22 protein-coding genes are annotated in these 25,142 nt (G+C 56.2%); 11 read left to right on the top strand and 11 right to left on the bottom strand.

Annotation, left to right across the window (positions count from 1 at the left end; all coding sequences use genetic code 11):
* Window positions 1–47: 47 nt before the first annotated feature.
* Complete coding sequence (locus tag EL361_RS00985) at window positions 48–449, top strand: VanZ family protein (protein ID WP_126375721.1); 402 nt, start codon at window positions 48–50, stop codon at window positions 447–449.
* Between the two features lie 3 nt (window positions 450–452).
* On the opposite strand, the gene EL361_RS00980 is transcribed toward EL361_RS00985, so the two are convergent.
* Window positions 453–959, bottom strand: a complete 507-nt coding sequence (locus tag EL361_RS00980; RefSeq protein WP_126375720.1) for a 3D domain-containing protein — start codon at window positions 957–959, stop codon at window positions 453–455.
* A 138-nt stretch (window positions 960–1,097) separates the two neighbouring features.
* Here EL361_RS00980 and EL361_RS00975 point away from each other — a divergent pair, with 138 nt between their 5' ends.
* The 5 genes from EL361_RS00975 to EL361_RS00955 all read left to right on the top strand — a co-directional run bounded on the left by EL361_RS00975 (window position 1,098) and on the right by EL361_RS00955 (window position 6,556).
* Entirely contained in the window at window positions 1,098–1,727 is a 630-nt protein-coding gene (locus tag EL361_RS00975; RefSeq protein ID WP_126375719.1) for a phosphatase PAP2 family protein, read from the top strand.
* Window positions 1,720–3,582, top strand: a complete 1,863-nt coding sequence (locus EL361_RS00970) for an ArnT family glycosyltransferase (protein WP_126375718.1) — start codon at window positions 1,720–1,722, stop codon at window positions 3,580–3,582. Before EL361_RS00975 ends, EL361_RS00970 begins: the two co-directional genes overlap by 8 nt.
* Window positions 3,583–3,596: 14 nt before the next feature.
* Entirely contained in the window at window positions 3,597–4,406 is an 810-nt protein-coding gene (locus tag EL361_RS00965) for an AMIN domain-containing protein (protein WP_126375717.1), read from the top strand.
* A 281-nt stretch (window positions 4,407–4,687) separates the two neighbouring features.
* Window positions 4,688–6,142 (top strand): methyl-accepting chemotaxis protein, encoded by a 1,455-nt coding sequence (locus EL361_RS00960; RefSeq protein ID WP_232034842.1) that lies wholly within the window; start codon window positions 4,688–4,690, stop codon window positions 6,140–6,142.
* A 207-nt stretch (window positions 6,143–6,349) separates the two neighbouring features.
* Window positions 6,350–6,556: a hypothetical protein gene (locus tag EL361_RS00955; protein WP_126375715.1), complete on the top strand. Its 207-nt coding sequence runs from the start codon at window positions 6,350–6,352 to the stop codon at window positions 6,554–6,556.
* Between the two features lie 126 nt (window positions 6,557–6,682).
* Here EL361_RS00955 and EL361_RS00950 read toward each other — a convergent pair whose 3' ends face one another.
* The 7 genes from EL361_RS00950 to EL361_RS00920 all read right to left on the bottom strand — a co-directional run bounded on the left by EL361_RS00950 (window position 6,683) and on the right by EL361_RS00920 (window position 14,327).
* Complete coding sequence (locus tag EL361_RS00950) at window positions 6,683–7,927, bottom strand: GGDEF domain-containing protein (protein WP_172961575.1); 1,245 nt, start codon at window positions 7,925–7,927, stop codon at window positions 6,683–6,685.
* A gap of 60 nt (window positions 7,928–7,987) precedes the next feature.
* The gene (locus EL361_RS00945; protein WP_126375713.1) at window positions 7,988–8,404 is read right to left on the bottom strand and encodes a DUF2000 domain-containing protein; all 417 of its coding nucleotides are present in this window, start codon (window positions 8,402–8,404) and stop codon (window positions 7,988–7,990) included.
* Window positions 8,405–8,574: 170 nt separating this feature from the next.
* A complete protein-coding gene (locus EL361_RS00940) occupies window positions 8,575–9,408 on the bottom strand; it encodes an AraC family transcriptional regulator (protein ID WP_126375712.1) in 834 nt (277 codons plus the stop codon).
* A gap of 63 nt (window positions 9,409–9,471) precedes the next feature.
* Entirely contained in the window at window positions 9,472–10,236 is a 765-nt protein-coding gene (locus EL361_RS00935) for a substrate-binding periplasmic protein (RefSeq protein WP_172961574.1), read from the bottom strand.
* Window positions 10,237–10,395: 159 nt separating this feature from the next.
* Complete coding sequence (gene clpB / locus EL361_RS00930) at window positions 10,396–12,993, bottom strand: ATP-dependent chaperone ClpB (protein WP_126375710.1); 2,598 nt, start codon at window positions 12,991–12,993, stop codon at window positions 10,396–10,398.
* 39 nt (window positions 12,994–13,032) lie between these two features.
* On the bottom strand, window positions 13,033–13,362 hold the full coding sequence (locus EL361_RS00925; RefSeq protein ID WP_232034840.1) for a chaperone modulator CbpM: 330 nt from the start codon (window positions 13,360–13,362) through the stop codon (window positions 13,033–13,035).
* 20 nt (window positions 13,363–13,382) lie between these two features.
* A complete protein-coding gene (locus EL361_RS00920) occupies window positions 13,383–14,327 on the bottom strand; it encodes a DnaJ C-terminal domain-containing protein (RefSeq protein ID WP_126375709.1) in 945 nt (314 codons plus the stop codon).
* A gap of 112 nt (window positions 14,328–14,439) precedes the next feature.
* Here EL361_RS00920 and EL361_RS00915 point away from each other — a divergent pair, with 112 nt between their 5' ends.
* Window positions 14,440–15,543 carry a polysaccharide deacetylase family protein gene (locus EL361_RS00915; protein WP_126375708.1) on the top strand — a complete coding sequence of 368 codons (1,104 nt, stop codon included), beginning with the start codon at window positions 14,440–14,442 and terminating at the stop codon, window positions 15,541–15,543.
* Window positions 15,544–15,626: 83 nt separating this feature from the next.
* On the opposite strand, the gene aroL is transcribed toward EL361_RS00915, so the two are convergent.
* The 3 genes from aroL to EL361_RS00900 form a co-directional block, all read right to left on the bottom strand.
* Window positions 15,627–16,271, bottom strand: coding sequence for a shikimate kinase AroL (gene aroL, locus EL361_RS00910; RefSeq protein ID WP_126375707.1), 645 nt, complete (start codon window positions 16,269–16,271; stop codon window positions 15,627–15,629).
* Between the two features lie 9 nt (window positions 16,272–16,280).
* Complete coding sequence (locus EL361_RS00905) at window positions 16,281–17,471, bottom strand: pyridoxal phosphate-dependent aminotransferase (RefSeq protein ID WP_126375706.1); 1,191 nt, start codon at window positions 17,469–17,471, stop codon at window positions 16,281–16,283.
* Between the two features lie 370 nt (window positions 17,472–17,841).
* Window positions 17,842–18,318: a cytochrome c gene (locus EL361_RS00900; protein ID WP_172961573.1), complete on the bottom strand. Its 477-nt coding sequence runs from the start codon at window positions 18,316–18,318 to the stop codon at window positions 17,842–17,844.
* Window positions 18,319–18,641: 323 nt separating this feature from the next.
* Here EL361_RS00900 and EL361_RS00895 point away from each other — a divergent pair, with 323 nt between their 5' ends.
* The 4 genes from EL361_RS00895 to EL361_RS00880 all read left to right on the top strand — a co-directional run bounded on the left by EL361_RS00895 (window position 18,642) and on the right by EL361_RS00880 (window position 24,953).
* Window positions 18,642–21,614, top strand: a complete 2,973-nt coding sequence (locus EL361_RS00895; RefSeq protein WP_126375704.1) for a hypothetical protein — start codon at window positions 18,642–18,644, stop codon at window positions 21,612–21,614.
* 139 nt (window positions 21,615–21,753) lie between these two features.
* Window positions 21,754–22,110 carry a hypothetical protein gene (locus EL361_RS00890; RefSeq protein WP_126375703.1) on the top strand — a complete coding sequence of 119 codons (357 nt, stop codon included), beginning with the start codon at window positions 21,754–21,756 and terminating at the stop codon, window positions 22,108–22,110.
* 48 nt (window positions 22,111–22,158) lie between these two features.
* The gene (locus tag EL361_RS00885; protein ID WP_232034839.1) at window positions 22,159–23,916 is read left to right on the top strand and encodes a chloride channel protein; all 1,758 of its coding nucleotides are present in this window, start codon (window positions 22,159–22,161) and stop codon (window positions 23,914–23,916) included.
* A gap of 77 nt (window positions 23,917–23,993) precedes the next feature.
* On the top strand, window positions 23,994–24,953 hold the full coding sequence (locus EL361_RS00880) for an ABC transporter substrate-binding protein (protein ID WP_232034838.1): 960 nt from the start codon (window positions 23,994–23,996) through the stop codon (window positions 24,951–24,953).
* Window positions 24,954–25,142 lie beyond the last annotated feature (189 nt).

Here is a 25,142-nt window from a genome sequence, read left to right as displayed (position 1 = left end):
GCATCCGCCCCTTGCTTCCGGACTTCAGCGCGCGTACAGTCCGCCCCATGTCCAGCACACGCCCTTTCATCCTGACCCTGTGGGCCGCTTCCCTTGCGGCCGTGGCCTGGCTGTCACTGACCCCTGGCTCTGACGCGCCATCACTCTTCCCGCATCAGGACAAGCTGTTTCATCTACTGGTCTACACATGGCTGGCGCTCCTGCCCATGCGCGGCTTTGCCACACGAAGTGCAGCATTCACCGGTGTTGGTGCCGTCATTCTTTTCGGTGCGGGGCTGGAAGTGGCGCAGGCGTTCGTCCCCTTGCGTCAGCCGTCACTGGCGGACCTTATCGCCAACATCATCGGTGCGGGCTGCGGGGCATGGCTCGGGGTACGCCTCAAGATGCGGGATTATCTCAAGCAGATCCGCATGGATCAGCATTACAAGCTTGATGGTTCCAGAAAATAATCCTTACATATCCACAAGGCTGACAGTCAGAACCTGCTTCCCGAAGCTCAGCGCAGCTTGGGTATCGAACATGAAAATATCGATATGATTGCGCTTGCTCTCTGCCATCAAGTCATCGATGGTGAAAATCCCGAAATTCTTGATGTAGACTTTCTTGCCAAACACCCAGCCCGAATCAAACAGATCCCGCGATACAGCCACAATTCCCTGGCGCACAGGCTTGTTGCTGGCCGTGACATGGGGCGTGGAATCCGTTTCCTGAAGCCGCGGACTATAGGCCGTCACCGTCAGCGAGCGGGTGCGTTGCAGGTCCAATATTTTTTTGCGGTTGGATACGATGAATCTCGTGAACAAATCACTGATGTCGCCTCGGGAACGCAACTCGGCTTCCAGTCCTTCCAGCCTGATCGATTGCTCGTCCACCTGGCTGCGCAGCTGGCGCACCTCTTGATGCTGGACCCACAACCCACTGAAAAGAAAAGCAATCAGCATCAGAATCATTACTCTCATGGCCTATGCTCCATCCGAGACAACTCATCACAAAGTCAGAACACACTCGGATTATACCTCAGCCAGCGTCAAAGAAAAGTCTTATTCGCACCATAGCCGACTCTTGCCACTCGCAGCCCCATCCCCTATACACTGCGCATGCGACATGCCGCTTTAGCCGGACACTTCGTCCTTGTTTCGCTGCCCCTGCTGGGTATGCTGCTGGTGCTGATGTGGGTCTTCGACTCCGAAGCCCAGGCCATCGCCGCATTCAGGATTCACAAATGGCAGAACCCGTCCTTCCAAAGCCTCATCCGATTCATCACCGACTGGGGCAACCCGATTCTGTATATCCCATTCCTCGCCATCCTCTACCGGGGCTGGAAGCATCATGACAAACGTCGAACCCGCTACACTCTGACCTATGTCGTGGTGCAGCTACTGATCTGCTTTGTTCTGGTCAATCTGACAAAAATGGCCCTAGGGCGCCCACGCCCCGAGACCGGTGAATATCTGTACCGATTCCTGACCTTCGATCCCCATTACCATTCACTGCCTTCGGGGCACTCGGCGGAAATTATGGGGTCATGCCTGGCCCTGGCTCTTTGGCTGAAGCGCTGGCGCACCACACTGCTGCTCGGGCTTTTTGCGGCAGCCATGGGTTTTTCCCGTGTCTACCTGAACATGCATTTCCCCACCGACGTCTTTTTCGGTTGGCTCTTCGGCGCGTGCGCCGGATGGACCACCTACGTGTTTGGTGGGGGAGAGGATTCACCCCATCATGGATAAATTCATGTCCCGTCTATTCAAGGTGCTGGCTTTCGCACCTTTACTTTTTCTGATGGCCCTATTGGTCCTGCAAACCGTCTTTGCACTGGATTCCAGAGCGCTGTGGTTTTCCGATGAAATCCGCTACGCCAACGTCTTCGAGCACGTCATCCAGGCCAAGAAGTGGCTGGTCATGTACTTGAATGGTGTTCCCTACCCGGACAAACCGCCCGTATACTTCTGGTTTCTGACAACGCTGCTGCCCATCTTCAAAGGACCAACACCCGCGTTGTTCATGGCCGGAGCCGCACTCTCGGGCCTGATGTTCATCACCGCCACCTGTGCTCTGTCCCGCTTTGTCCTGCGCGCAGGCCGTGAAGTCTCCCTTGGAGCCGGGCTGATTCTGTTGACCTGCTTCTATTTCATCGGGCTGACGCATTACTCGCGCATGGACCTGCTGTTTGCCTCGCTGATTACGGCCTCGCACATCTGCCTGTTCCTGGCCTGGGAGCGTGACCGGGCCACCGGCCTGACCAGCGCAGGGTTCCTGCTGGCTGCGGTGGCAACCCTGACCAAGGGCCCACTCGGGCTGGTCTTTCCGCTGCTCACAAGCCTTGTGTTTCTGGCATGGCGAGGCAACCTGAAACGCTTCTTCAGGCGCGATGTCGCCATTGGTTTCGGCCTCGCCCTACTGGTACTTGCAGGGTGGATCGCAGCGGCCTGGTTCGGCGGCGAGAGAGACCTTGTTAACAACATTTTCTACAAGCAGATCTACAGGCGAGCAGTAGATGCCTCGCACCACGAGCAGCCCTTCTGGCATTACTTTGCGACATTGCCTGCCGCACTGCTGCCTTGGACGTTCCTGTTGGTGGCTCTGCCGTTGAAACGGCTTGTCAGCGGCTCGTTCTGGGCCGGCGTAATGGCGTCACGCAAAGAAGACTCCGCAGGGTCCGTCTTTCTCTGGGTTCAGGTGCTATCCGGTTTCCTGCTGCTGAGCAGCCTGTCCACCAAGATCATCGTTTACCTGATGCCGCTATTCCCGCCTCTGGCCCTACTCATTGCCCGAGCCTTTTTGAATCTGGAGCAGGACAAGGCCACCCGATTCATGATCTGGACGGGAGGACTCTTTGCCTTTGTTGCCGTGACCCTGCCCTTTGGCAACTTCTTCCACCAATGGCCCATCAGTATCGAAGGCCTGTGGTGGGTGGCTCTGGCATCGGCCCTTGCCGCAGCAGTCTTGTGGTTCGGACGCAGGCTGTCACCGCCCGCCGCCCTGCTGACTCTGGGACTGCTGGTCACGATCTGGGTGCAGCCGCTGATGTTGATTACCCTGCCGTCCCTGGACAGGGCCATGAGCCCCAAAGCCCAAGGCGAACTCATGGGTGAATACATCGATCAGGGATACACCCCCGTGGCCTACAAGATATACTCCGGGGTCTACACCTACTACTGCGGCCACAACATCCTCGAGACCCAGGACCTGCCCCTTATTGAGCGCATGACGGCCGAAGAACCCAAACTGGTTCTGGGCATACAACGCAAATATTGGGACAGCTGGGAAAATCGCCCAAAATCACTTAGGGTGGTCCATGAGCAATGGGTTGTTGACCGCCCCTATGTCCTGGCGATCAAGGATGACGGCACAGCCATGACGCCTCCGACTTCGATGACGGCACCGAACGCCGAGGAACAACCCGAATCGATGCCGGCAGAAACGACAGAATCAACAGCTCCGGCCTCTCTGGAACAGGCGATGCCAGTGGCAACATCAACAGCGGATACCCCCGCAATGACGGAACCACCCCTCGGTGACGAAACAACGATACCCCAGCCGCTGCCCGAGGCAGGAAAAGCCGAACAACCAACCGAACAATAATCAGGAGCACAGCCATGCCCCATCGCCCCCTCCTGATAATGAGCCTGCTCATTATCCTGCTCAGTGGTACCGGGTGTGGCCTTTTCCGTGCTGAAGAACCAGCGGAGCGGATCAGCCCAGCGGCTCCCGCAAAAACAGAAGACCTGCTGCGCCTGCATCAGGAACTGACGGTTCAGAAGGCCTCTCTCCTTGTCCAGCGCGCCCGCATTATGGAGAACTATGGGGCCTTTGATGCACCGACCCGCCTCGGACGCCTGGACCGGGCCCATCAAAAGCTTCGTCAACGGCAAACAGACGTGCGCACCCGTTTGCAGCAACGCGGCCTGTTTCCCAACAATCTACGCTACGCCGTGAGCACTCCCGAGACACTCAACGCCAAGGCAACGCCTGAGCTTTCCATCAGCACTGCACCCAAACCGACTGAGCCCAAACAGATCGCGGTCCCCAATCCAAAACCTTTGCCCCGCAAAGCCCTTGCCAGCACTCCCGATGTTCCTGCGCCCGCTTCGTCCTTTGCCGGGGTCAACTGGAAGCAGGACACTCAATCCTTCTCCGTTTTCATTGCCACCTCGGACCCTCTTCCACGCTTCAAGACCTTCTCCCTGACCAACCCGCCCCGCATCGTGGTGGACACTCCTGTCACAAAACGCCCCACGCCAGCGGCGTTACGACTTGTCCCCTCCTCGACACAAGCCAAGAGCATTCGCATGGGCTGGCACCCGGAGCAGTCCTTTGTCCGCGTCGTCATCGACTGCAAAGGACCCGTCCCCCGGCACAGCGTCATGACCACCCCTCGGGGTATCACGGTCAACCTGCCTCGCTAGGCAACACCACGTCCGAAAAACAGGACAGCAGCCCAAGAGAGTCCGCTATATCAGACTTTCTTGGGCAAGCGCGAGTCGCGGACAACCGCTTCCCTGAAACAAACAGTGTGATATATCATTGCAGGACAAGGACATCGCGCGTTTGGTCATCAGATCGTAACCTTGGCGCAGCCCTTGCACTATTTCCTACCGATTCGAAGGTGTAGCCTGAGGATTCGCCCAGTCCCATTGGCGAAGCTGCACTTTAACAAATGATTCATCGACACCGGACAGGGAGAACAATGATCAATATCATGACCATCACTCTTGCCACTGCCCTGGCAGGCTGCATACTGGCACTGGTGTGGCAATCCACACGCCGCAACGCCGCATTCAAAGCCATTGAGAACGACGCCCGACGCATCTCCGATGGTGACCTGAATGCACGTTTCACGACAGAGGGAAAGACCAGCCCCGCCACTGATTCCCTGAACACCATGACCGACGAACTGGTACACAGACTGTCCTTCGCCAATGGCGTTCTGGATGGCATCGACACCCCCTATGTCGTCGTGGATACAAACGAAATTCTGGTCCGCACCAATCCGAGCCTGATCACTATTCTGGAACAGGAAGGTCAGCCCGATCAGCATTACGGACAGGATGTCTCCATGTTCTTTTATGGTGAGAAACGCCGCACCGTCCTGGCTGAAAGCCTTGAGCACCACACCGTAACTCACAAGGAAGTCGAATTTGTCGGTCGCAAGGGAGGCAAGCGCAATATCCTGATCAATGCCTCCCCCCTGTTCGACATGAATAACAAGCTCATGGGCGCGTTGTGCATCTATCAGGACCTGACAGACCTGCGGCGCAAGGAAGCGGAAGTCATGGCTCAGGCGGAACGAATCGCCGATGCCGTCCGCCAGTCCGAGGGCGTCACCGGAGAAGCCCTGAAAGCCGCCACCGATCTGGACAGGCTGGTGGCAGAAGCCACAAGCTCAGCCGATCGCCAGACGGCGCGTTCCGTGGACACGGCCACAGCCATGGAACAAATGAATATCACTGTCATGGAAGTAGCGCGCAACGCATCCGATGCCGCGGAACAGGCTTCCCTGACGAGAGACAAGGCACATGACGGAGCCGCCGTGGTCCTCGAGGCCACCAGCGCCATGGACGAGGTCAATGCCAATACGGAAACCCTGCGCAGGCATCTTGAAGAATTGGGAACCTACGCCGAAGGTATTGGCTCGGTCATGAACGTCATCACCGATATTGCCGACCAGACCAACCTGTTGGCCTTGAACGCTGCCATCGAAGCCGCTCGTGCTGGTGATGCAGGACGAGGCTTTGCAGTGGTGGCCGACGAAGTCCGCAAGCTGGCAGAGAAGACCATGGGCGCCACCAAGGAAGTGGGCGATGCCATTGCCGCCATTCAGGATGTCTCGCGAATCAGTATCGAGGACATGGGGCACGCGGCCAAGGCTGTTGTGCGCACCCGCGAATTGTCAGCAGCATCGGGAGCAGCTTTGGAAGAAATTGTGGAGTTGGCCGTCAATACCTCTGACCAGGTACGGGCCATTGCCACGGCCTCCGAGGAGCAATCCGCCACTTCCGAGCATATCAACCAATCCGTGGAAGACGTGCGTGAAACCTCCGAGCAACTGGTTGGGGACATGAACGTCGCTGCCGAAGAACTGCGCCAACTGCGCCAGACCATCGACACCCTTTCCCAGATCATTACTTCGGTACAGGTCTAACGACCTTCAAATCGAAACCCAATTCCATTGGGCAAGCAAGGGCCGGAAGCACAAAAGCTTCCGGCCCTTTTTCATTGTCATGCGAAACAGCAAAGCCCAAAAAATATGACCGCTTCGTGACCAACGTTACTTTTTCGTGAACCCATTGCCCTGTATTTCCAGACGCGCTAGGACGTTGAAAAGCCCCCTCAAACCTGGAAGGTTTCCATGCTTGCCAGAGATCTCGGTGAAATTATCAGCACAGTGCAACCGAAACGATTGAACAACGGCGGCTCCCTGAACCTTTGGTTCGATGGGCCGTTGGGCGACCCGGCTGGTGATATCGAGGATTTAATCAAAGAGGCCGAGCGTACGGCAATCAGAGCATCTGTCATGGGTTCCGTAGCGCTGCTTCTGCTATCGCAAATCGGCTAAGCAAAACCCTTTCATCTCGCCCCAAGGCAACCTGTCGCAACAAGGGGAATTCAGCGGAATCTTACGCAGCGAAAAGGCAATTCCTTCGCGGAACAAAGTTGTCACTCTGAACATTCAGACATCGGGCTAGGCCTTCTCAACCCTGTTTCTTCCCTTCTTCTTGGCCTTGTACAGGGTCTTATCCGCCTGCTTGAGGACTTCTTCCGGGGTCTGCCCTGTCTCACGCTCAGCCACTCCCATGGAAATCGTCACCGAGACGGTCTTTGTCGCCGGCTGCTTCTTCACAGGCTTGGCCTTGGGCTTCTTGACCGGCCTGGGTTTGGTGCGCACGGCAAATCCGGCAGACTCAATGGCAGCTCGCAAGGCATCCAGATGTTCAAAGGCATCATCCTTGCCTTTGCGCGGAAACAGAATCGTGAACTCCTCGCCGCCATAGCGATAGGCTCGGCCACCACCACTCACCTTCCCCAGATGCGAGGCCACCATGCGCAGGACCTCATCGCCCACATCATGCCCATAGGTGTCGTTGAATTTCTTGAAATGGTCGATGTCCGCCATGGCAATGCTATAGCGACTTCCCAGCCCCCGCAGATCGGCCACAAGGGATCGACGCGCAGGCAGTCCCGTCAATTCATCGAGGAAAGCCATTCGATAGGAGTCCTGCAACAAAGGCACGACCAGGGCCAGAGCAGCACCCGTGGCGAACGCCGCGGGCTGGGGCGCATGCCCCACGGCATGCAATGCGGCCAGGATACCCGCCATACCTGCAGCAAGCCCGGCGTCCATGGGCGAATCCTTGACCATGGCCTTCAACAACAACAGCACAACAGCCACTGCGCCACTGAGAAGCGCAGGTTGAGGCAGGATGGTCCATTGGTCCCAGGACGAGTCTAACAATCGCCAGTGCAGGAGTTGATCGGCAGAGTCGATGAGCATTTGTGCAGCCTGCGGCTCGTAAGCACCAAAAGCCCCGGAAGCCACAAACAGCACCACCAGCGCCTGCACACCATAAAACGCCAGCTGCCCCAATCCACTGCGATTGAACACTCCCCGGTCGCCAATCAGCGAAGCCAACAACACGTTGGGAGGCACAAATACGGCAAAGGAAGCCAGGACAACACGACTCAACGGTCCCTGCCCCACACCCTCAGGCATCAGAGCCACAAACCAGCAAACCAGGGCAACAAGGACGAGTACGGGAACAGCCCGGCTGCGCCTGAAGCGCCAGCAGATAATGGCGGCTAAGGTTACCGTTCCATACGGAACAACCTCCATGGCACGCGGTGGCAACAACTCCAGCAGCCCAAAGGCTGTCCAGCAACCGCCCAGCACAGCCAGCGGCATGAAAAGAATGAGGAAAATTCGAATCATTGCCAAGCTCAATACCATGCTCGCGAGCGGGAGAAAAGCCCACACTCCGGTGCCCTTCAACTACCTGAGCAGACCGAGGTTCCCGGTCAGACGGCTGACTGACTTGGATTCCCCATACAGTGCCAGCCCGAGATAGCACTGCTCCTCGGACGAAACGGCAGACATCTTCACTTCGTACTCATCATAACGCCTGGAGGTCTGCGCTGCTCTGGTGAACCCGACCACATACAGTCCTGATTCCCGGGCCTGAGTACTCAGCCCGCGTAAGGCGTCTCTCTGCGATTTGAGTACGGGAATGGGCACCCCGGTAATGCCCTCGTGGACCACACCAGAAGCATCCACCACCGGAGGCCCCACGACATGTGGCGCTTTGCGCCCCAAGGACAACGACAGCACGGCAGCGGTGTTGGCGATGAGCCCCAGAGGTAATTCGGGATCAATGATGATGACGCATTTGGGATTGGTAATAACAGCCATGAAAGTCTCCTGTGATTGGGGGTTCGACAGGGACCTAGCGCATGGCGCGTGCGGATTCTTGAAGAATATTGCAACCCCGTCTGGGCATCATCACGAGACGGGGCGGTCAGAGATAGCCAATGGAAAACGCAAAAGTTTCAATCCTCAAAAACAACAAAGCAGCGGACCGCTTAGGGGCGGCTCAACCGATATTGGCGGGGGGTGGCTCCGGTCACCTGCTTGAAGGCGTTGGAGAAGTGACTCTGATCGGAATAGCCTGTGGCCAGGGCGGCATCCACGATGGAGGCTCCGTCACGCATCAAGCGCTTGGCCTGAGCGATTCTGAGTTGAGTCTGATAAGCATGGGGTGAGAGGCCTTCTTCGCGCTGGAACGTGCGCAACGCGGCGTAGCGCGACAGACCGGTAAGCGCGGCAAGTTCTTCAAGTTTGACTGTGGCTGTGGGATCAGCCTCCAGACGCTTTCTGATCAATCCTGTGGCCTCGCTGTCACCTTGGGGTCGAGCCTCGGGCAATATTGCCTGTGCATGACGGGAAAGGAGCATTGCGCAAGCGTCCAGCAGGCGTGATTCCTTCTCGAGAGCATCGGCCCCCTGCTCAATGGCCTCATTCAGCCCGACTAGAGCCTGACTGAGTTCATCATCACGGAACACTGGTTCAGGGAACTCTGGAGTTTCCAATCCGGACTCGAAAACATCCAAGGCAGCGGCCTCCAAAATTTCGGCATCGATGTAAAACATGCGATACGTCCAACCGGAATCTTGCAGAGGGTTGCAGGCATGCACCTCACCGGGGTGGATCACGATCAGATCGCCCGCCGTCATGGCGACGGTGCTGTCACGCAGAAACGCAGTGTTGGTTCCCTCTTCCACAATAGCGACGGAATAGCAGTCGTGGGTATGTTTGGGAAAACATACCGTGGTGTATCGGGAGTAGCGAATCTCCACACCCGGAAGATCGGGATCGCGCCAGAACTTAACGTCCGGCCTGTGGCTGGTCTTGCTCATGGGCCTGTCATAACAACTGTCGCCGCGAAGGAAAAGCCGCAGAAGACAAGCTCACCTGAGGGTCTATTTGATATGCCGGTTGATGATATCCCAATAGCGCGCCTCACGTTTCAATCCAAGAAGAACCTCGTCGAAACGGTCCACAAACTCCTGGGAGACAGTGGAACGATTGAACATCGGATAGAGATAAATATTAGCAAGAGGCTTGTCGTCCAAGGGAAAAATCTGACCTTCAAGCCGATCCTGATTCACCAGTTGCAGACAATTGAGATAATCACACAGCGCATAGTCTACGCGTCCCCGGAGCAGGAGTTCCAGATTGGCCCGGTCAGAGCTCACGACAACTGCACTTTTATTTTTCTCAATAAAATCACTAAACTCTGGCGTGTATGAATAGTCACGAACCACACCGATCCGGTGATCCTTCAGATCGTCAAAAGAATTAAAGGTCAAACGCTCACGATCTTCCGATCGCACAAAAAACACCCACTGAGACAAAACCAGATCACCCTTCGGATATCGAACGTAGCGCAATCGGGTTTCGTCGTAATTGGCTGAAAACAGAACGTCCAGTCGCCCCGCCTCGATCTGTTTCAGGCCTCTGGCCCAGGGAAAACTCTCCAGGCTCGCCACGGGGGCATCCATCCGGGAGAAGACCTCTTTCAACAGGTCAGTCGCAATGCCTGTAATTTCACCGTTGGGCGTGGAGTATTCATAGGGAGGCCACTCATCTGTCCCCAGTCGCAACCCTTGCTCATCTGCCAGACAAAGCGTGGTCAACCACAAGCTGAAACAAATCGAACAAACCAGCAGTAAAAATACACGCACAGACCCCCCAAAACAGACACAAAGACCAACAATGACCAATACACAAGGCCCGCAACGCTACCCGACTTCACCGCTCAGAATAAAATCTATTGGGCTTTCAGGCAAGAAAAAAGCCCCTCGCCACAAGAGCGAGGGGCTTCGCTTTTCTTTCAAATCCCGTTAACCGATGGTCAATTGCCCGTCTTTGACATCCACGGTGATTTGGTCGCCATCACCTACGGAACCAGCGATCAGTGCCCGCGCCAGCGGAGTCTCCATATAATTCTGGAGATAACGACGCAACGGACGTGCCCCAAAGGCCGGTTCATAAGCTCTCTCCACGACCAGAGCCTTGGCAGCATCAGTCAATTGAAGGCTCATCTTGCGTTCGGCCAAGCGCGAGCGCAGACCCGAGAGCATCAGATCAACGATCGTCTTCAGCTGTTCGGACAGGAGCGGCTTGAAGTTCACAATCTCGTCCACCCGGTTCAGGAACTCAGGCCGGAAATGGCCACGCAGTTGTTCCAGAACCTTGTCCTGAACCCCTTCTTTGAGCTCACCTGATTCGGAAATACCGTCCAGCAGGTACTGGGAACCAAGGTTGGAGGTCATGATGATGATCGTATTCTTGAAGTCCACGGTACGGCCATGGCTATCGGTCAGCCGCCCATCATCCAAAATCTGCAGCAGCGTATTGAAGACATCGGGATGTGCCTTCTCGATCTCGTCGAACAGCACCACGGAATACGGCTTGCGCCGTACGGCTTCTGTCAACTGCCCACCCTCATCGTAGCCGATGTAACCCGGAGGGGCACCGATGAGACGAGCCACCGTATGCTTCTCCTGATACTCGCTCATATCCAGGCGAATCATGTTCTCTTCGGTATCGAACAGGGCCGCAGCCAGGGTCTTGCTCAACTCAGTCTTGCCCACGCCCGTGGGACCCAGGAAAATGAACGAACCAATGGGCCTGGAGGGGTCCTGCAATCCGGCTCGGGCACGTAGCACCGCATTGGAGACGGCCTGTACAGCGGCGTCCTGCCCCACGACACGTTCGTGCAGCTGGTCGCCCAGCCGGAGCAGTTTCTCGCGCTCGCCTTCCAAGAGGCGTGAGGCCGGAATGCCAGTCCAGCGGGCGATGATCTGAGCAACGTCATCAGGGCCGACCTCCTCACGCAGCAAGCGTGGAGCGTCATCCCCGGTTTCGCCGGTTTCCGAAGCCTCCAGACGCTTCTCCAGCTCTCGCAGGGTGCCATGCGTCAACTCAGCAGCCCGTGCATAATCCATCTCGCGCTTGGCTTCTTCAATCTGGCGGCGAATATCATCAATGCGCTCCTTCACATCCGCGACTCCGCCGATGGACGCCTTCTCGCGCTCCCACTGGGCAGTCAGGGCCGCCTGTCCGGACTTCAGGTCCGCCAATTCGCGCACCAATTTTTCCAAACGCTCTCGCGACTTGGTATCGGTCTCGCGCTTCAAGGCTTCACGCTCGATTTCCAATTGCATCACCTTGCGATTCAGCTGGTCCAACTCGGCAGGCATAGAGTCGATCTCCGTGCGAATCATGGCCGCAGCCTCATCAATCAGATCAATGGCCTTGTCCGGCAACTGACGATCAGAAAGATAGCGATGTGAGAGCACGGCAGCCTCCACCAGTGCGGCATCGGCAATGCGCACCTTGTGGTGCACCTCAAACCGTTCGGACAGACCGCGCAGGATGGAGATGGTGTCCTCCACACTGGGTTCATCCACCACCACAGGCTGGAAGCGACGTTCCAGAGCCGGGTCCTTCTCGATGTACTTGCGATACTCATCCAGGGTGGTCGCGCCAATGCAATGCAGCTCACCACGAGCCAGCATGGGCTTGAGCAAATTGCCCGCATCCATGGAACCTTCGGTCTTTCCGGCCCCCACGATGGTATGCAGCTCGTCAATGAACAACAGAATGCGACCTTCGGATTTCTCCACTTCACTCAAGACGGCCTTCAGCCGTTCCTCGAACTCTCCCCGAAACTTGGCCCCGGCGATGAGTGATCCAAGATCCAGAGAAAAGAGAATCTTATTCTTCAACCCTTCAGGGACATCCTGGGCAAGGATGCGCTGGGCCAGGCCTTCCACAATGGCGGTCTTGCCTACGCCCGCCTCACCGATAAGCACGGGGTTGTTCTTGGTTCGACGCGACAGGATACGGATACAGCGACGAATCTCTTCATCGCGACCGATGACAGGATCAAGTTTGCCTTTCTTGGCTTCCTCCACCAAATCCCGACCGTACTTCTTGAGAGCGTCGTATGTTTCCTCGGGATTGGCGGAAGTCACGCGCTGCGAGCCACGGACCTTGGTCAGCGCAGCCAGCACCTTCTCGGTATTCACGCCAAACTGCTTGTTGACGCGCCCCACTCCAGTGCTTGGTGATTCGGCCACCAGCGCCAACAGGAGATGCTCCACGCTGACGTATTCGTCGCTCATGCGCCCCGCCTGATCCTGTGCCGTAATCAGACAACGGGTCAGGCGATCGGTCACATAGATATTGCCGGGAGCCGCGCCGGAGCCAGAGACCCTGGGCAGCTTTGCAATCTCTGCTTCCAGGGCCCTGATATAGGCCTTCGGGTCCGCCCCAGCCTGCTCCACAAGTCGAGAGGCCAGGCCACCGCTTTGCTGCATGAGCGAGAGGAGCAGGTGCTCGGCATCAACCTGCTGATGCCCACTGCGAATCGCAATATCCTGAGCCTTGGAAACGGCTTCCTGACTCTTCTGAGTGAATTTATTGAGATCCATGAACAGTCTCCACGATCATCAAAAAATTATGTTGGGCGATTACTTGAACTGTTCCAATTCCTTGATCTTGGCTTCGAGACGTTCGATGCGCCCCAAAAGATCCACAATGATCGTTCCGCCAACGGCCGAAACGCCCAGGTCCAGACATATCCGTTCCAGCTTGCGGGTCCGGTACACGTCTCGCACTCGGAACAGATACAACTCTTCCCCCGTGACCACTGGCTGAATCCAGCCCAGGTCGATAAGCTCTCCCAGACGGGACGGATGAATGCGGGTCTGCTCCACAAACTCCGACCACGATATCTGCACCGAGGGTTCGGGCAATTTCTCAGAGGATTCGCTCATGAAATTATTATGCTCATCACTCATGGGGGATAGCCTCCAGACCGCTAGAATGTTCTAGGGTTGAAATCCGAAATTTCAGACAACTGCTTCCACAATTCGCGTTGTTCGTCGCTCAAATCCTTGGGGGTCCTGACCATCACACGCACCATCTGATCGCCACGCCCCATGCCGCTCCCCAGGCCCTTGCCCTTGAGTCGCAATTTCTGGCCGCTGGACACTCCCGCCGGGATGGTCATCTCGACCTTGCCATCCAGAGTAGGCACTTGAACCGCAATACCGAGGGTTGCCTCCCAAGGGGCCAAAGGCAGATCAAGCACCACGTTGACCCCTTCCACCTTGAACAGGCGGTGTGGCTGGATGCGCAATTTCATGAAAAGATCACCGGCTGGACCGCCGCCAGGACCCGGATTCCCCTGACCGGACAGGCGAATACGCGCACCATCTTTGACCCCGGCAGGGATATTCACTTCCAGGGTCTTAGTGTTCATGGTGGGAACACCCCCCGGGCCAGCCACACGCTCCTGCAGGGTCACATTCTTGGCTCCGCCGCGGTAGGCTTCCTCAAGGGTCAGATCCAGGCTGGCTTCGACATCGCTGCCGCGTCGAGGCCCCTGACGAAAACCTCCGCCGCCACGGCCTCCGAAGCCGCCTCCAAAACCACCACCGAAGATGGTCTCGAAAAAGTCCGAAAAACCATCGGCACCGCCATCCTGGAATTGAAAACCCTCAAATCCCGGCGGAGGCTGGAAATTCTGCCCATGCTGCCAGTTGGGACCAAGCTGATCATACATCCGGCGTTTTTCAGGATCCTTAAGGACCTCATAGGCCTCATTCGCTTCCTTGAACTTGGCCTCGGCCTGAGGATTGTCGGGGTTCAAATCCGGATGATATTTACGAGCCTGTTTCTTGAAAGCCTTGGACAGCTCTTCCTTGCTGGCCTTCTTGGACACGCCCAGTACCTTGTAATAGTCCTTGTATTCAACGCTCATCTCGTATAGCTCTCCTTGGACCGCCAGGGATGAGGCGGTAACACCGCTAACAATAAGCCACAAAAGCGTTCAGTCAAGCATCCAAGAGAGTTAAGGGGAAAAACCTCACGCCATGCTGAAAAGTCTGCCTGTTCTCATGTATCATTACATCAGCTCCTGGCCCAACTCCATTGCCGTGGCGCCGGAAATTTTCGAGAGCCACCTGGAAGCCATGACAAGTGCCGGCTACACGGGCATCTCTTTGGTCGAGGCCGAGGAATATCTTCGCGATGGCCGAGAACTGCCCAAGGGCTCGGCACTGATCACTTTTGACGACGGCTTTCTTGACAACTTCGTTTACGCTTGGCCCCTTCTTGAAAAGCACGGCCACAAAGGCACCGTGTTCACTGTCACCAACAAGATTGTAAGCGAGCAGAACCCTCGCCCGTCCCTGAAGGACGTCTGGGAAGGATTCGTTGGCATGAACGAACTGCCCCAGGCCAATCTCCCCGGGCGTGGTGGCAGCGATGGTTTACGCGTCCGCACGGATCTTTTCTTTTCCTGGAAGGAAGCCCGCCTGATGGAAGCCTCGGGGGTTATGTCCATTGCGGCTCATACCCACACTCACCGCTCCGTCTTTACCTCGTCCAGCTTTGAAAAGCTGTTCAAGCCCGGCATACGCCGCCGCACCTTCGACCGCATCGACCAGAACGTCATCTACGGACTGCCCGATTTCAGCCGCGGCGCGGCCATGGCCAATGAGGCCTTCCTCCCCTCGGAAGAATTATACGGCATCATCAGTTCCATTGTTCCCCAGGATTACGACAGCGCCAAACGTTTCTTTGCCGATCCCGCCAAGCACGAGGACATCATGCGCCGCATTCGGGAGCTCCCCGCAGAGCGCTTGGGCCGCATGGAAACACCCGAAGAATTCCAGACCCGTCTGCGCGCGGACCTGACCACCAGCAAAGAGATTCTGGAGCGGGAGATGGGCCACCCGGTGAGCACTTTGGCCTGGCCCTGGGGCGAATTCAGCAAGGAAGCTCTGGAGATCGCCAAAGAGTTGGGATTCTCCGTGTTCTTCACGACGGCGCTAGGCCCCAACCTGCCAGGCAAATCTGCAGACGCAGCCTATCGTTTCAAGGCCAAGAACAAGAGCGCCAAATGGATGCTCTCACGTCTTGGCATCTATTCCAAACCCCTGATGGCGAGAGTCTACGGCACACTGCACGGTTAACCGTCCATCCCGGTATCCATCACTAAAAAGCCGCCGCCTGTTCCCAGGCAGCGGCTTTACGCTTCTATCATCATGTGGCCCCATCAGCGGCGGCGCTTCATCATCTCCACGAGCCGCATCTTTTCCTGGACCTCAGCCACGAGTTCCTCCAGAGATTCTTCGGCGCGCAGCACGAATTTGGCGACTTCCATATACAAGGGGTCACGCTCCTCGCGCAGTTCGCCCATTTCCTCGGTCAGGGGCAACTCGGTCAATGGAGGACGATTTTCGGGGTCCATGTCCCGAGTCAGTCGATCCACCACCAGCAGCGTGGTCGCCAGCAGGTAGAAAACAGGACCGCCAGCCTTAAGCATCTCGCGGTTTTCCCGGGCCAGCACGATGCCTCCACCTGTGGCAACAACCATGGGCTTACCGGCAACCTCACGCAAAACGTCCGTCTCCAAACGACGGAATTCGTCCCAGCCCTCGGATTCAACGATCTCGGCGATGCTGCGTCCGGTCTTCTCGACCAACAATTGATCCGTGTCGGCAAAAGGCAGGCCTAGTCTTTCGGCCACCAGGCGTCCCAGTGAAGTCTTGCCACTGGCACGTAGCCCGACCAGAAACACGGTCTCGCCACTCAAGGCAGGCTTGGTGTTGCTTCCACGGCGGTAAATTGCAGTTTTGTTCGAGTCCTCGACTTCGAACTTCTTCTTCATGGCATTCTTGGGGGTCACATTGCGAGACATCGTCCTATCCTATTTTCTGAGATGGTTGTTCACGTATTGTTCCAGACGATTCATGCCTTCGGCGAGATTCTCCAGAGAATTGGCGTAGGAGAATCGGATATAGCCCTGCGCACCTTCCCCAAAATCGATCCCCGGGGTCACGCCGATATGGGCCTTGTCCAGTATGTCATAGGCCAAGGCCAGAGAATCAGCGGCCTTTTCCGGGTTCAAAGCCGTGGCGTTCGCCAGAACATAGAAGGCACCCGTCGGTTCCACGGTAATGCCGAAGCCTATCTCCTTCAGCCGCTTGATCATGAACTGGCGACGCTCATCATAGACCGAGCGCATGCGCTCCACGTCCTGAGCCGTCTCCTGAAGGGCCGCAATCCCTGCCCATTGGGTGGGGGCATTGGCGGAGATGAAAAAATTCTGACTCATGACCTGCAACCCGCGTACGAACTCGGGAGGGGCAATGACATAGCCCAGGCGCCAGCCCGTCATGGCATACAGCTTGGAGAAACCGTTGAATACAAAGGCTCTGTCCGTGAATTCAAGAATCGAATGCTCGGTGTCTCCACCATACACCAACCCATGATAGATTTCATCGGAAACCACATAGGGTTCCAGTTCGGCAATGGCCCGCATCCGTTTCTCGGACAGCAGGTTCCCCGTGGGATTGGACGGTGAATTGATGAGAATCCCCTTGGTGCGGGGCCCGATGCGTTCGGCAATCACCTCGGGGCGATACTGGAAGCCGTCTTCCTCGAACACGCGGACCTTGACGGGTTTTCCTCCGGCAAAACGGATGAAATTCGGGTAGCAGGCATAATGCGGGTCGGAAATGATGACCTCGTCATTGTCTTCCAGCAATGCAGCGAAAGTCAGCATCATTGCGGGCGAGGTACCCTGAGTCACCACGATGCGTTCAGGCGAAACCTCAACGCCATATTGGGCGTGATAGTGCCCGGCAATGGCCTCACGCAGTTCAAGAAGCCCCATGGAGTGGGTATAATGGGTCTGACCACTTCGCATGGCCCGCTCGGCGGCTTCGATCACGGCATTTGGCGTATCAAAGTCTGGCTCACCTACTTCCATATGGATAACGGAGATTCCCTCGCGCTCCATGCGGTGGGCTTTTTCCAGCACTTCCATCACCAGAAACGGTGTCAGATCGCAGACTTTTTCGGAACAAAAACTCTTTTCGAGCTGAGTGGACGACATGGCAACCCTGTTCTCGGTCGTGGTTGTCACACACCAAGAGGCGTGCGGTGGGCACAGGTGTACCTTTCCACACGCCGGGAATCAATAGTCGGAATCTGACCATGCCAGTGGAGGCAAATTGTCTGCCACTCGAAACACCGAGAGAAAACATGACGAGGTGTTGCCTTAAACAATCGGAAAAGCTCTTCTGGGAGGCGGATCAAGCATCGAATGCCAAGCACAAAATCGACTCAAGCTCGACGTGGATTTTCCATACACGAGCGTTTGAGTCGAGTGCAGCAGACCTAAGGCATAAGGTCTTGTAAGCTCACTCGTTCGCTAACAATTCACTTAACAACGCAGATGGCCGTTTTCCACCCGCCTGAGCCTGTTAGAATTCACCCCGGAACTGACTGTGACAACTCACACAAGCCCTCTTGATGCGGTTGTTCTGTTGATCGAGGGCTTTCATATTCTTGCTCGTGGCCATGTTCAGGAGTTTAGCTGCCTGAACATTCAAGTACTCAGCGCCAGCCTGAATCTCCTCGGGTGCTCCCCCTTTGAAATACTTGTTGGATCCTTTGAGGGGGTAAGCAGCTTCGTGCTTTTCGACGAAGGCATAGGGCAGGAATCTTGCGATGGCGGAAAGGTTCAGGGCCGGAGTCAACATCCCATCCGAATCCCCGCGTTTGAGCTTGAATCGAATGTCACGCAAGTTTGAGTTGAGGGCCCGCATGGCAAACTTCCGGGCCTTGACCACCTGCTCGGGCTTGGCCTTGCCTGGAACATAGACGGATTGAGCATTCAAAACGCTGGCAGCCATCAGGACCACTAGCGTGCAAACAGTTATGGCAATGGTGACTCGCATTTCCCCTCCCATTCGTGAGTTCCTGGGCCGGAACAATTTCACTGGGCCTTCCGGCAAACATTTGAGGTTTTCCATCATGATGTACCAGACTATCCGGTCCGCGTGCAACAGTGGTCAATTCTCTATCCTCGACACCCCATGCCCTCAGGATTCACGAGCGCAGTGGCCCAGAGACAGCGATCACAGTCCCCGAAGTCATCAACATGTGAATGATTATTGTCTGCGGGAAGCTACGGTTTTCAAGCCTTCCCGCTTGACGCGCCGGAGCAGATCACCCTAAAATCGTACTGTTTTCATCTACTAATCATCAGCCCCACACAAACATGGCACAACACTCCAGTCTTTCAGCCAAATTCATCAAGAAGATGAGTACCGCCTACATCCGACTCTGTTCGGAGGTAGAGGACGAGAATGAGGTCGTCCGGCGCCTTGATGCCTTCATCAAAAAGGGACTGAGCATTATTGGCCTCAAGCTCTCCTCGGACAAGCTGGAAGAACGTAGCCAGAAAATTGCCAAAGTCGCCATTCAGCACGCCAAACGGAAAATGGAGCGCCAGAATTATCTGCTGGACCTGAAGCTCGGGGGCAAGAGCGGATACACCATTCAATTCCTGCCCGACCTGCGCATCCCCAGAACCCCGGAGACCGAAACCCGCTGGTGCGAATTTCTTGATACTCTGGCCGCCAAGACCCGTATCGGGGCTGACAAGGTCACTGGTGAAATCGGCGTGCTATACAGAGAAGGAGAATGGCTGGGCGACCTGATGTTGGCCGACGAGATACACTCCCTCAGCGTCATCCCCGACATCCACACCGTGCAGGGGGATTTTATTGCGCGCGGAGCACTCAAGGTCAATTCCGCCTTCACCCATGAGCTTCAGATCATGGGAGGACTGCACCTACATCACGATATCCTGCGCCAGTCACCGCCAAATATCACTTTCAGAGGGGCTTTGACTCTCTTCGGCTTCCGTTCGTTTTTGGACGTTGCCGTGCAGCCCGACAGGATGAAGCTCTGGGGCGTTGGCCCTGGCACCAAAGTTAATGTCCGCAACGATCGGTTCGAATTCATCGAGAACCATTCCGGCGATGAAGATCGGTATATTCTCAAAGGACTCAATGTCTTAAGCTCATTCCACTGGCGCGGTGAAAGCTGGACGCGCATCTCCCAGGAGCGTATCGATCCCGATTTGTTCGAGGCTGTATATGGGCGCATGCACCGGATCTGCATGGTGTTGGGGCTTGGTGCGGACTATATCGCCAAGAGTGTCTCGCGCATGCCGGACAATATCGATCGACTGACCTTGTATCTGGTCCTCTCCCTGCAAAACGCCCCCAACAAGGACAAGACAAGTTCGGAACGTTCGGCGACTCTGCGATTGCTGGACGGGCTGGCTGCACTCAGGCCCCCCTTCTCTCACAAGCGCGTGGAATCCAAACCCGTGCAGGACGCCCTCAAATCTTTCACCATGAAGGATGCGGAACAGACAGCCACTCTTGCGTCCCAACCGCGCAAAAAGATCAGTGAGAAATTGATCCGTACCGACCTGCAGCTCATCACTCGTTGCAAGGACGAAACCCTGTCTCCCAACGACTTCTTTGACAATGGCCTGCATTCCATCCACTCTCTGCTATTGGCCTTCACTTCCGAAGACATGAAGGACCGTCTCAGGCTTGCCTTTGATCCTTTGCAACAGGCCTTCGGCGACGTGGCGGACAAGATTGATGAAAAACACCGACCAAGCTTCAGCGACCTGCTGGCTAACACCAAGATTACCCTCCAAACCCTGAACAAGGGGTTGGTGCCATACGGCGGCAAGCACACCACCAAGGGCCTGCAGGCCGAAATCAACGACGCCTCTAAGCTTTCCATCAAAGAAATCTGCCGCCGCATCACCAACACCCCCTTTGAGTCGGAAGAAAAATCCTACAGCGATGATGGTCAACTGTTACGCCAGCTGTATGAACTCAAAACCCTTGATTGCACGAAATTACAATTTGATGCGGGGCAGATGCTCGCCCTGCTGCTCCCGAAGCTGGCCTCCAATGGAGCGCAATTACTGGATGAAGCCAGGCAAGTCCTGCTTCACGGCGCGGTTCGCGGGCCAGTCGCTCTGGGACTGGGCAAACGGTTGGAAGGCATCTCCCCTGAACAGTGCCTTTCAGAGCTACGAGCTTGGTATCGCTCGCTGCTGGTTGTGGTCCAAACGTTTAATGGGCTAACCGTCTCCAGCAACACCATGGATCTGGAATCCGAACGCCAGGCCAAAGAAATCGCCATGATCTCCCTGCCACCCCACGTGACCCGGGAAATCAACAACCGGCTGAAGCGCATGACCCTGCTCTGGGGGCTTGGCAGCGATTTCCTCGAACCTATCGAAAGTGCCCTGGCAGACAACCTGCGCCGGGTTGATTTCTATCTGGCATTGAACCGGGGAATCACATCCGCCTCACCTCGCTCCACCCTGAGTAAGGAAGATAGAGTGTTGGTGGAAAAAACATCCTCCAGCCTGAACACTCTGCTGCATTGCCTGGACACCGCAGACTCCGAGGAGGCCGAGGCTGCTCTCAAGGATCTGAAAGATAGTGCTCTCGATAAGCTGGGGGTCATCTTTACCAAGCCTCGCCACAAGGTGGAAAGTTTCGCCATCCGCAAGGACAAGGAATATCTGGACAGCCTTCAGGACACGCGTCAGACCATGGACAAGGTCTTCTCCTCCTCAGGAAAATTTCTGCTATTTGCCAACTCCTGTCTGGAATCAACCGAGGTCAAGCGTGCGATTTCCAATAGCATTAAACCCATCTATTTCGCCTTGGCCAAGCTGGGTTCCGCAGCCAATGGAGTCACCACCAACGATCTGTTGCGGCACACCTGCGACCCCGAGGAATTCCTGAATCACATCGCCTTGAGCGGCAAAGACAAAGAGGCCCAGGCCATTGAGGAAGCACTGGCAAAAATCTGCAAAAAGTCCATTGAAGACCTCGTGGCGGATCTGCGCAAATCCTGCAAGGCCGGAGCCGAAGGTGAGCTTGGGCGCGACCATGAGTTCCTCGGACGGGTCCTTGCCCTCAAGGGAACCCCCCTGGGAACCCTGCAACTCGACGCCAAACGCAGCGCTATGCTGTTGCTGCTGAACCTGGAATCCCACATCGCCGCCCGGGTCAAAAACATGTTCGAAGCCGGCCAACTCGCCGGGCGTCCCACCAAACGCATCGTCACCATGGTCCAGGACCGACTGCAGTGGGAGCTGAACATTATCCGGGCGTATAACAAACTGACCAACGTTCCCCGCTGACCCCAAAAAAACTCCCCCCGACAGGAACACCAAAGCCTTGTGGCTTTGGTGTCGTTTATTATTTTCTGTTGTCATTTCGGCCGGGGGCAAGCATATTGAGTGTAGGACTATTCCACTCCCCAGCATCAGGAGTCCTGTAATGCCTCTGGCAAGAGAAATAGAAAACACCATCAACCATCTCGCCGTCCTGGTACGTAATGCAGGTGCAGCACGTTCACCGCAGCCAGCAAAACAACGCTGGTGGGTTTTGCTGCGGGGGGAATCGCTCGACAATGACAATCTGGACCAACGCGATGCCGCCCGCGACCAGTTGCGCGAGCAGGCCCTGAAAAACGGATTCCGACTCCACGAATACATCTGGGTCTGGGACAGTACCAACACCGCCCAGTTGGTGGTGGGCCAATTCAACGACCCGGACCAGGCATGGTCCCGTGCCAGACAACTTCAGATCAAGGGTTTTGATGCACACGTGGTGGAAGCCATGTCAGACACCTAGCCAACAGGAAATGCCGACGACCGTCAGCCGGAGGATCAACGCCCGCGTATGCTACGGAACACCTGTCGCGAAATCGCTATCGGCTTCACACGATTCTGTATGGAGCAGCATATCTACAACCTGCTGCTGGCCATCTTCATCGGTGCCCTGTCCGGCTGGGGGGCGATCCTGTTCCAGCATATTCTGCAGGGTACTCAATTTGCTTTCTATCAAAACTCCCACGACATTCTGACCTTCCATGGCAGCGTCTCCCCATGGAAGCTGGCGCTGCTGCCAGCAGTAGGAGGTTTACTCGTAGGGTTGGTGGTGCATTTTGGTGCAAGCGAGGCCAAAGGGCACGGCGTGCCCGAGGTCATGGCCGCCCTGGCTCTGCAAGGTGGTCGCATCCGTAAACGCGTGGCCCTGATCAAGATCCTGGCTTCGGCCATCTGCATCGGCTCAGGCGGTTCGTCAGGGCGGGAAGGGCCCATGGTCCAAATTGGATCCAGCATCGGATCATCAGTGGGGCAGCTGGCTGGCGTCACCGTCATGCATCAACGAACCATGGTCGGCTGTGGCGCAGCCGCAGGTATCGCTGCCACCTTCAACGCTCCCATTGCGGGAGTACTCTTCGCTCTGGAAATCATTATTGGTGATTTCGGCCTGATGTCCTTTTCTCCGGTAGTCATCGCCTCGGTCACGGCCACGGCCATTTCACGGTCTTACTGGGGTGATCTGCCCAACTTCTCCATCCCGACCTATGAGATCCACACCTTGTGGGAATTTGGCATTTATCCCCTGCTCGGAGTGCTGGCCGCATTCGCGGCCGTAGCCTTCATCATCGTTCTCTATAAAGCCGAAGACGTCTTCGAAAAACTGCCCCTGCCCGAATGGCTCAAGCCCGCTCTGGGCGGTCTACTGCTGGGACTGATTGTTCTGCAGTGGCCTGAAGCCTTTGGCGTGGGATACGGAACCATGAACATGGCTCTGCACAGTCAGATGACAGGGCTGATGCTCCTCAGCCTGATCTTCGTAAAAATTGCAGCAACCTCGCTGACTCTGGGGTCGGGCGGTTCCGGCGGAATCTTTGCTCCATCGCTGTTCATCGGGGCCATGACAGGTGGAGCCTTCGGCTGGGCGGCGGGTCAGCTCTTCCCTGGCATCGCGCCTCCAGGGGCCTACGCCCTTGTCGGCATGGGAGCTGTGGTAGCAGGAACCACTCATGCGCCAATCACGGCCATCCTGATCATTTTCGAAATGACTGGGGACTACAAGATCATCCTGCCCATGATGATTACCTGCATCCTGGCGACGATTGTGGCCAGTGCCCTCAAGCGTGATTCCATCTACACCCTCAAGCTCAGACGACGAGGAATCGACATCTCAGGGGGCATGGAGCAAAACATCCTACGAGCCCTTAAAGTCAAACGCTTCATGACGAGCGAAGTCACCACAGTGCCCGAATCAATGCCGCTCATCGACATCATCCTCACTTTCAAGAATGACAATGTGCCCTACCTCCATGTCACCGGTAAGACAGGACAACTGACAGGCATCATCTCGTTCAGAGACATCCGCCCACTGCTCAGAGAAGATGGCCTGCATTACCTCGTCATCGCCCGGGATGTGGGAACGCGGGATCTCGTTACCGTAACCCCCAGCGACGACATCCAGAAAGCCATGCGCATCATGAGTGCTCGCGGAATCTCGCAACTCCCCGTTGTTGAGTCCTCGGGAACCGGACATGTCGTGGGTGCACTCCGCCAAAAGGATGTTCTTATGGCCTATGACAAAGCCATCATCCGCCGGGAACTCGAAGACTTCTAGCGTCTTGACAGATTCGTCCGGACTGAGGGACAATTTACTCGCCTAGTCCCATCTCTCAACCAGTCAAAGGACACTTCATGCGCAGCGACCATCGACTTCTCTCCGCCTTAGCGGCGCTCATTCTGCTTCTCGGCCTGATGCTGGTTGGCGGCTGTTCGCAAGAACAGCCTGACTGCCCGGAGCAGACACCCTGCCCGGACTGTCCTCCCTGCCCTGAACTCGACTGCCCCGAACCGCTGCCCGAACTCAAAGGCAGACTGCGAGCCATCAAGAAACGTGGTGTGCTCATCGCCGGGGTCCGGGACGACGCCATCCCCTTCGGTTACACCGACGAACACACCGGCGAGATCGTTGGATTCGAGATCGATATCTGCCGGGCCCTGGCCCAGGCATTGGGAGTACGTCTGGAAACCTTGCCGGTTCGAAAAAGTGCCCGCATTCCTCTCATCCAACGAGGCGAGGTTGACATCATCGCGGCCACCATGACGCATCACTTTGCCCGCGAGGACGACATTGACTTCTCCATTACCTACTTCATGGATGGGCAAAAGCTGCTGACAAAACGAGGTTCTGGCGTTCATTCCGTGACCGATCTGGCAGGCCGCCGTGTGGGGGTTGTCGACGGTTCCTGGGCCGAGGCCAACATCCGCGAAGCCCAACCCGGATCAAAAATCAAAACCTACCCCGGATATCCGCAAGCCTTCATGGACCTGAAGGCCCGGCGCCTGTCAGCGATCTGCGCAGATACCACCATTCTCCTGGGCTTGAAAAACTCAGACCCCGACCCCGCAGCCTGGGAAATCGTTGGCGATTTCATCTCCGACGAGCCCTATGGCTTGGGAGTGCCCGAGGACGATTCCAACTTCCGTGACTTCGTCAACCTGACTCTGAACAAACTGTGGGTCAGCGGCGAATACATGAAAATCTACAACCTCTGGTTCGGCCCGCACACCAAATTCTATCTGCCTACGGCATGGAGAATGGAAATTCTGCCCGGAAACGGTGCTGTTTCCCCGAAACGCAAAAAATTAAACTAAAATGGTGCAGAATGCACAAGGGCTGTTGCCATAGCGCATCACTATGGGGTACATCCCTTCTTCATCGGCTTTGTTACATGGGAGTGTCACCCAAAACACCGAGGACTGCTCGGATGCGACAACACGGGACCTCAGAACATAGATTAAGTTTTCAAGGGTAACCGCCACAGGGCGATTACCCTTTTTCTA

Origin of the sequence: Desulfovibrio ferrophilus, from assembly GCF_003966735.1 — a bacterium.
In the GTDB taxonomy this organism is placed as follows: domain Bacteria; phylum Desulfobacterota; class Desulfovibrionia; order Desulfovibrionales; family Desulfovibrionaceae; genus Desulfovibrio_Q; species Desulfovibrio_Q ferrophilus.
This window is presented reverse-complemented; position numbering and strand designations above follow the sequence as displayed.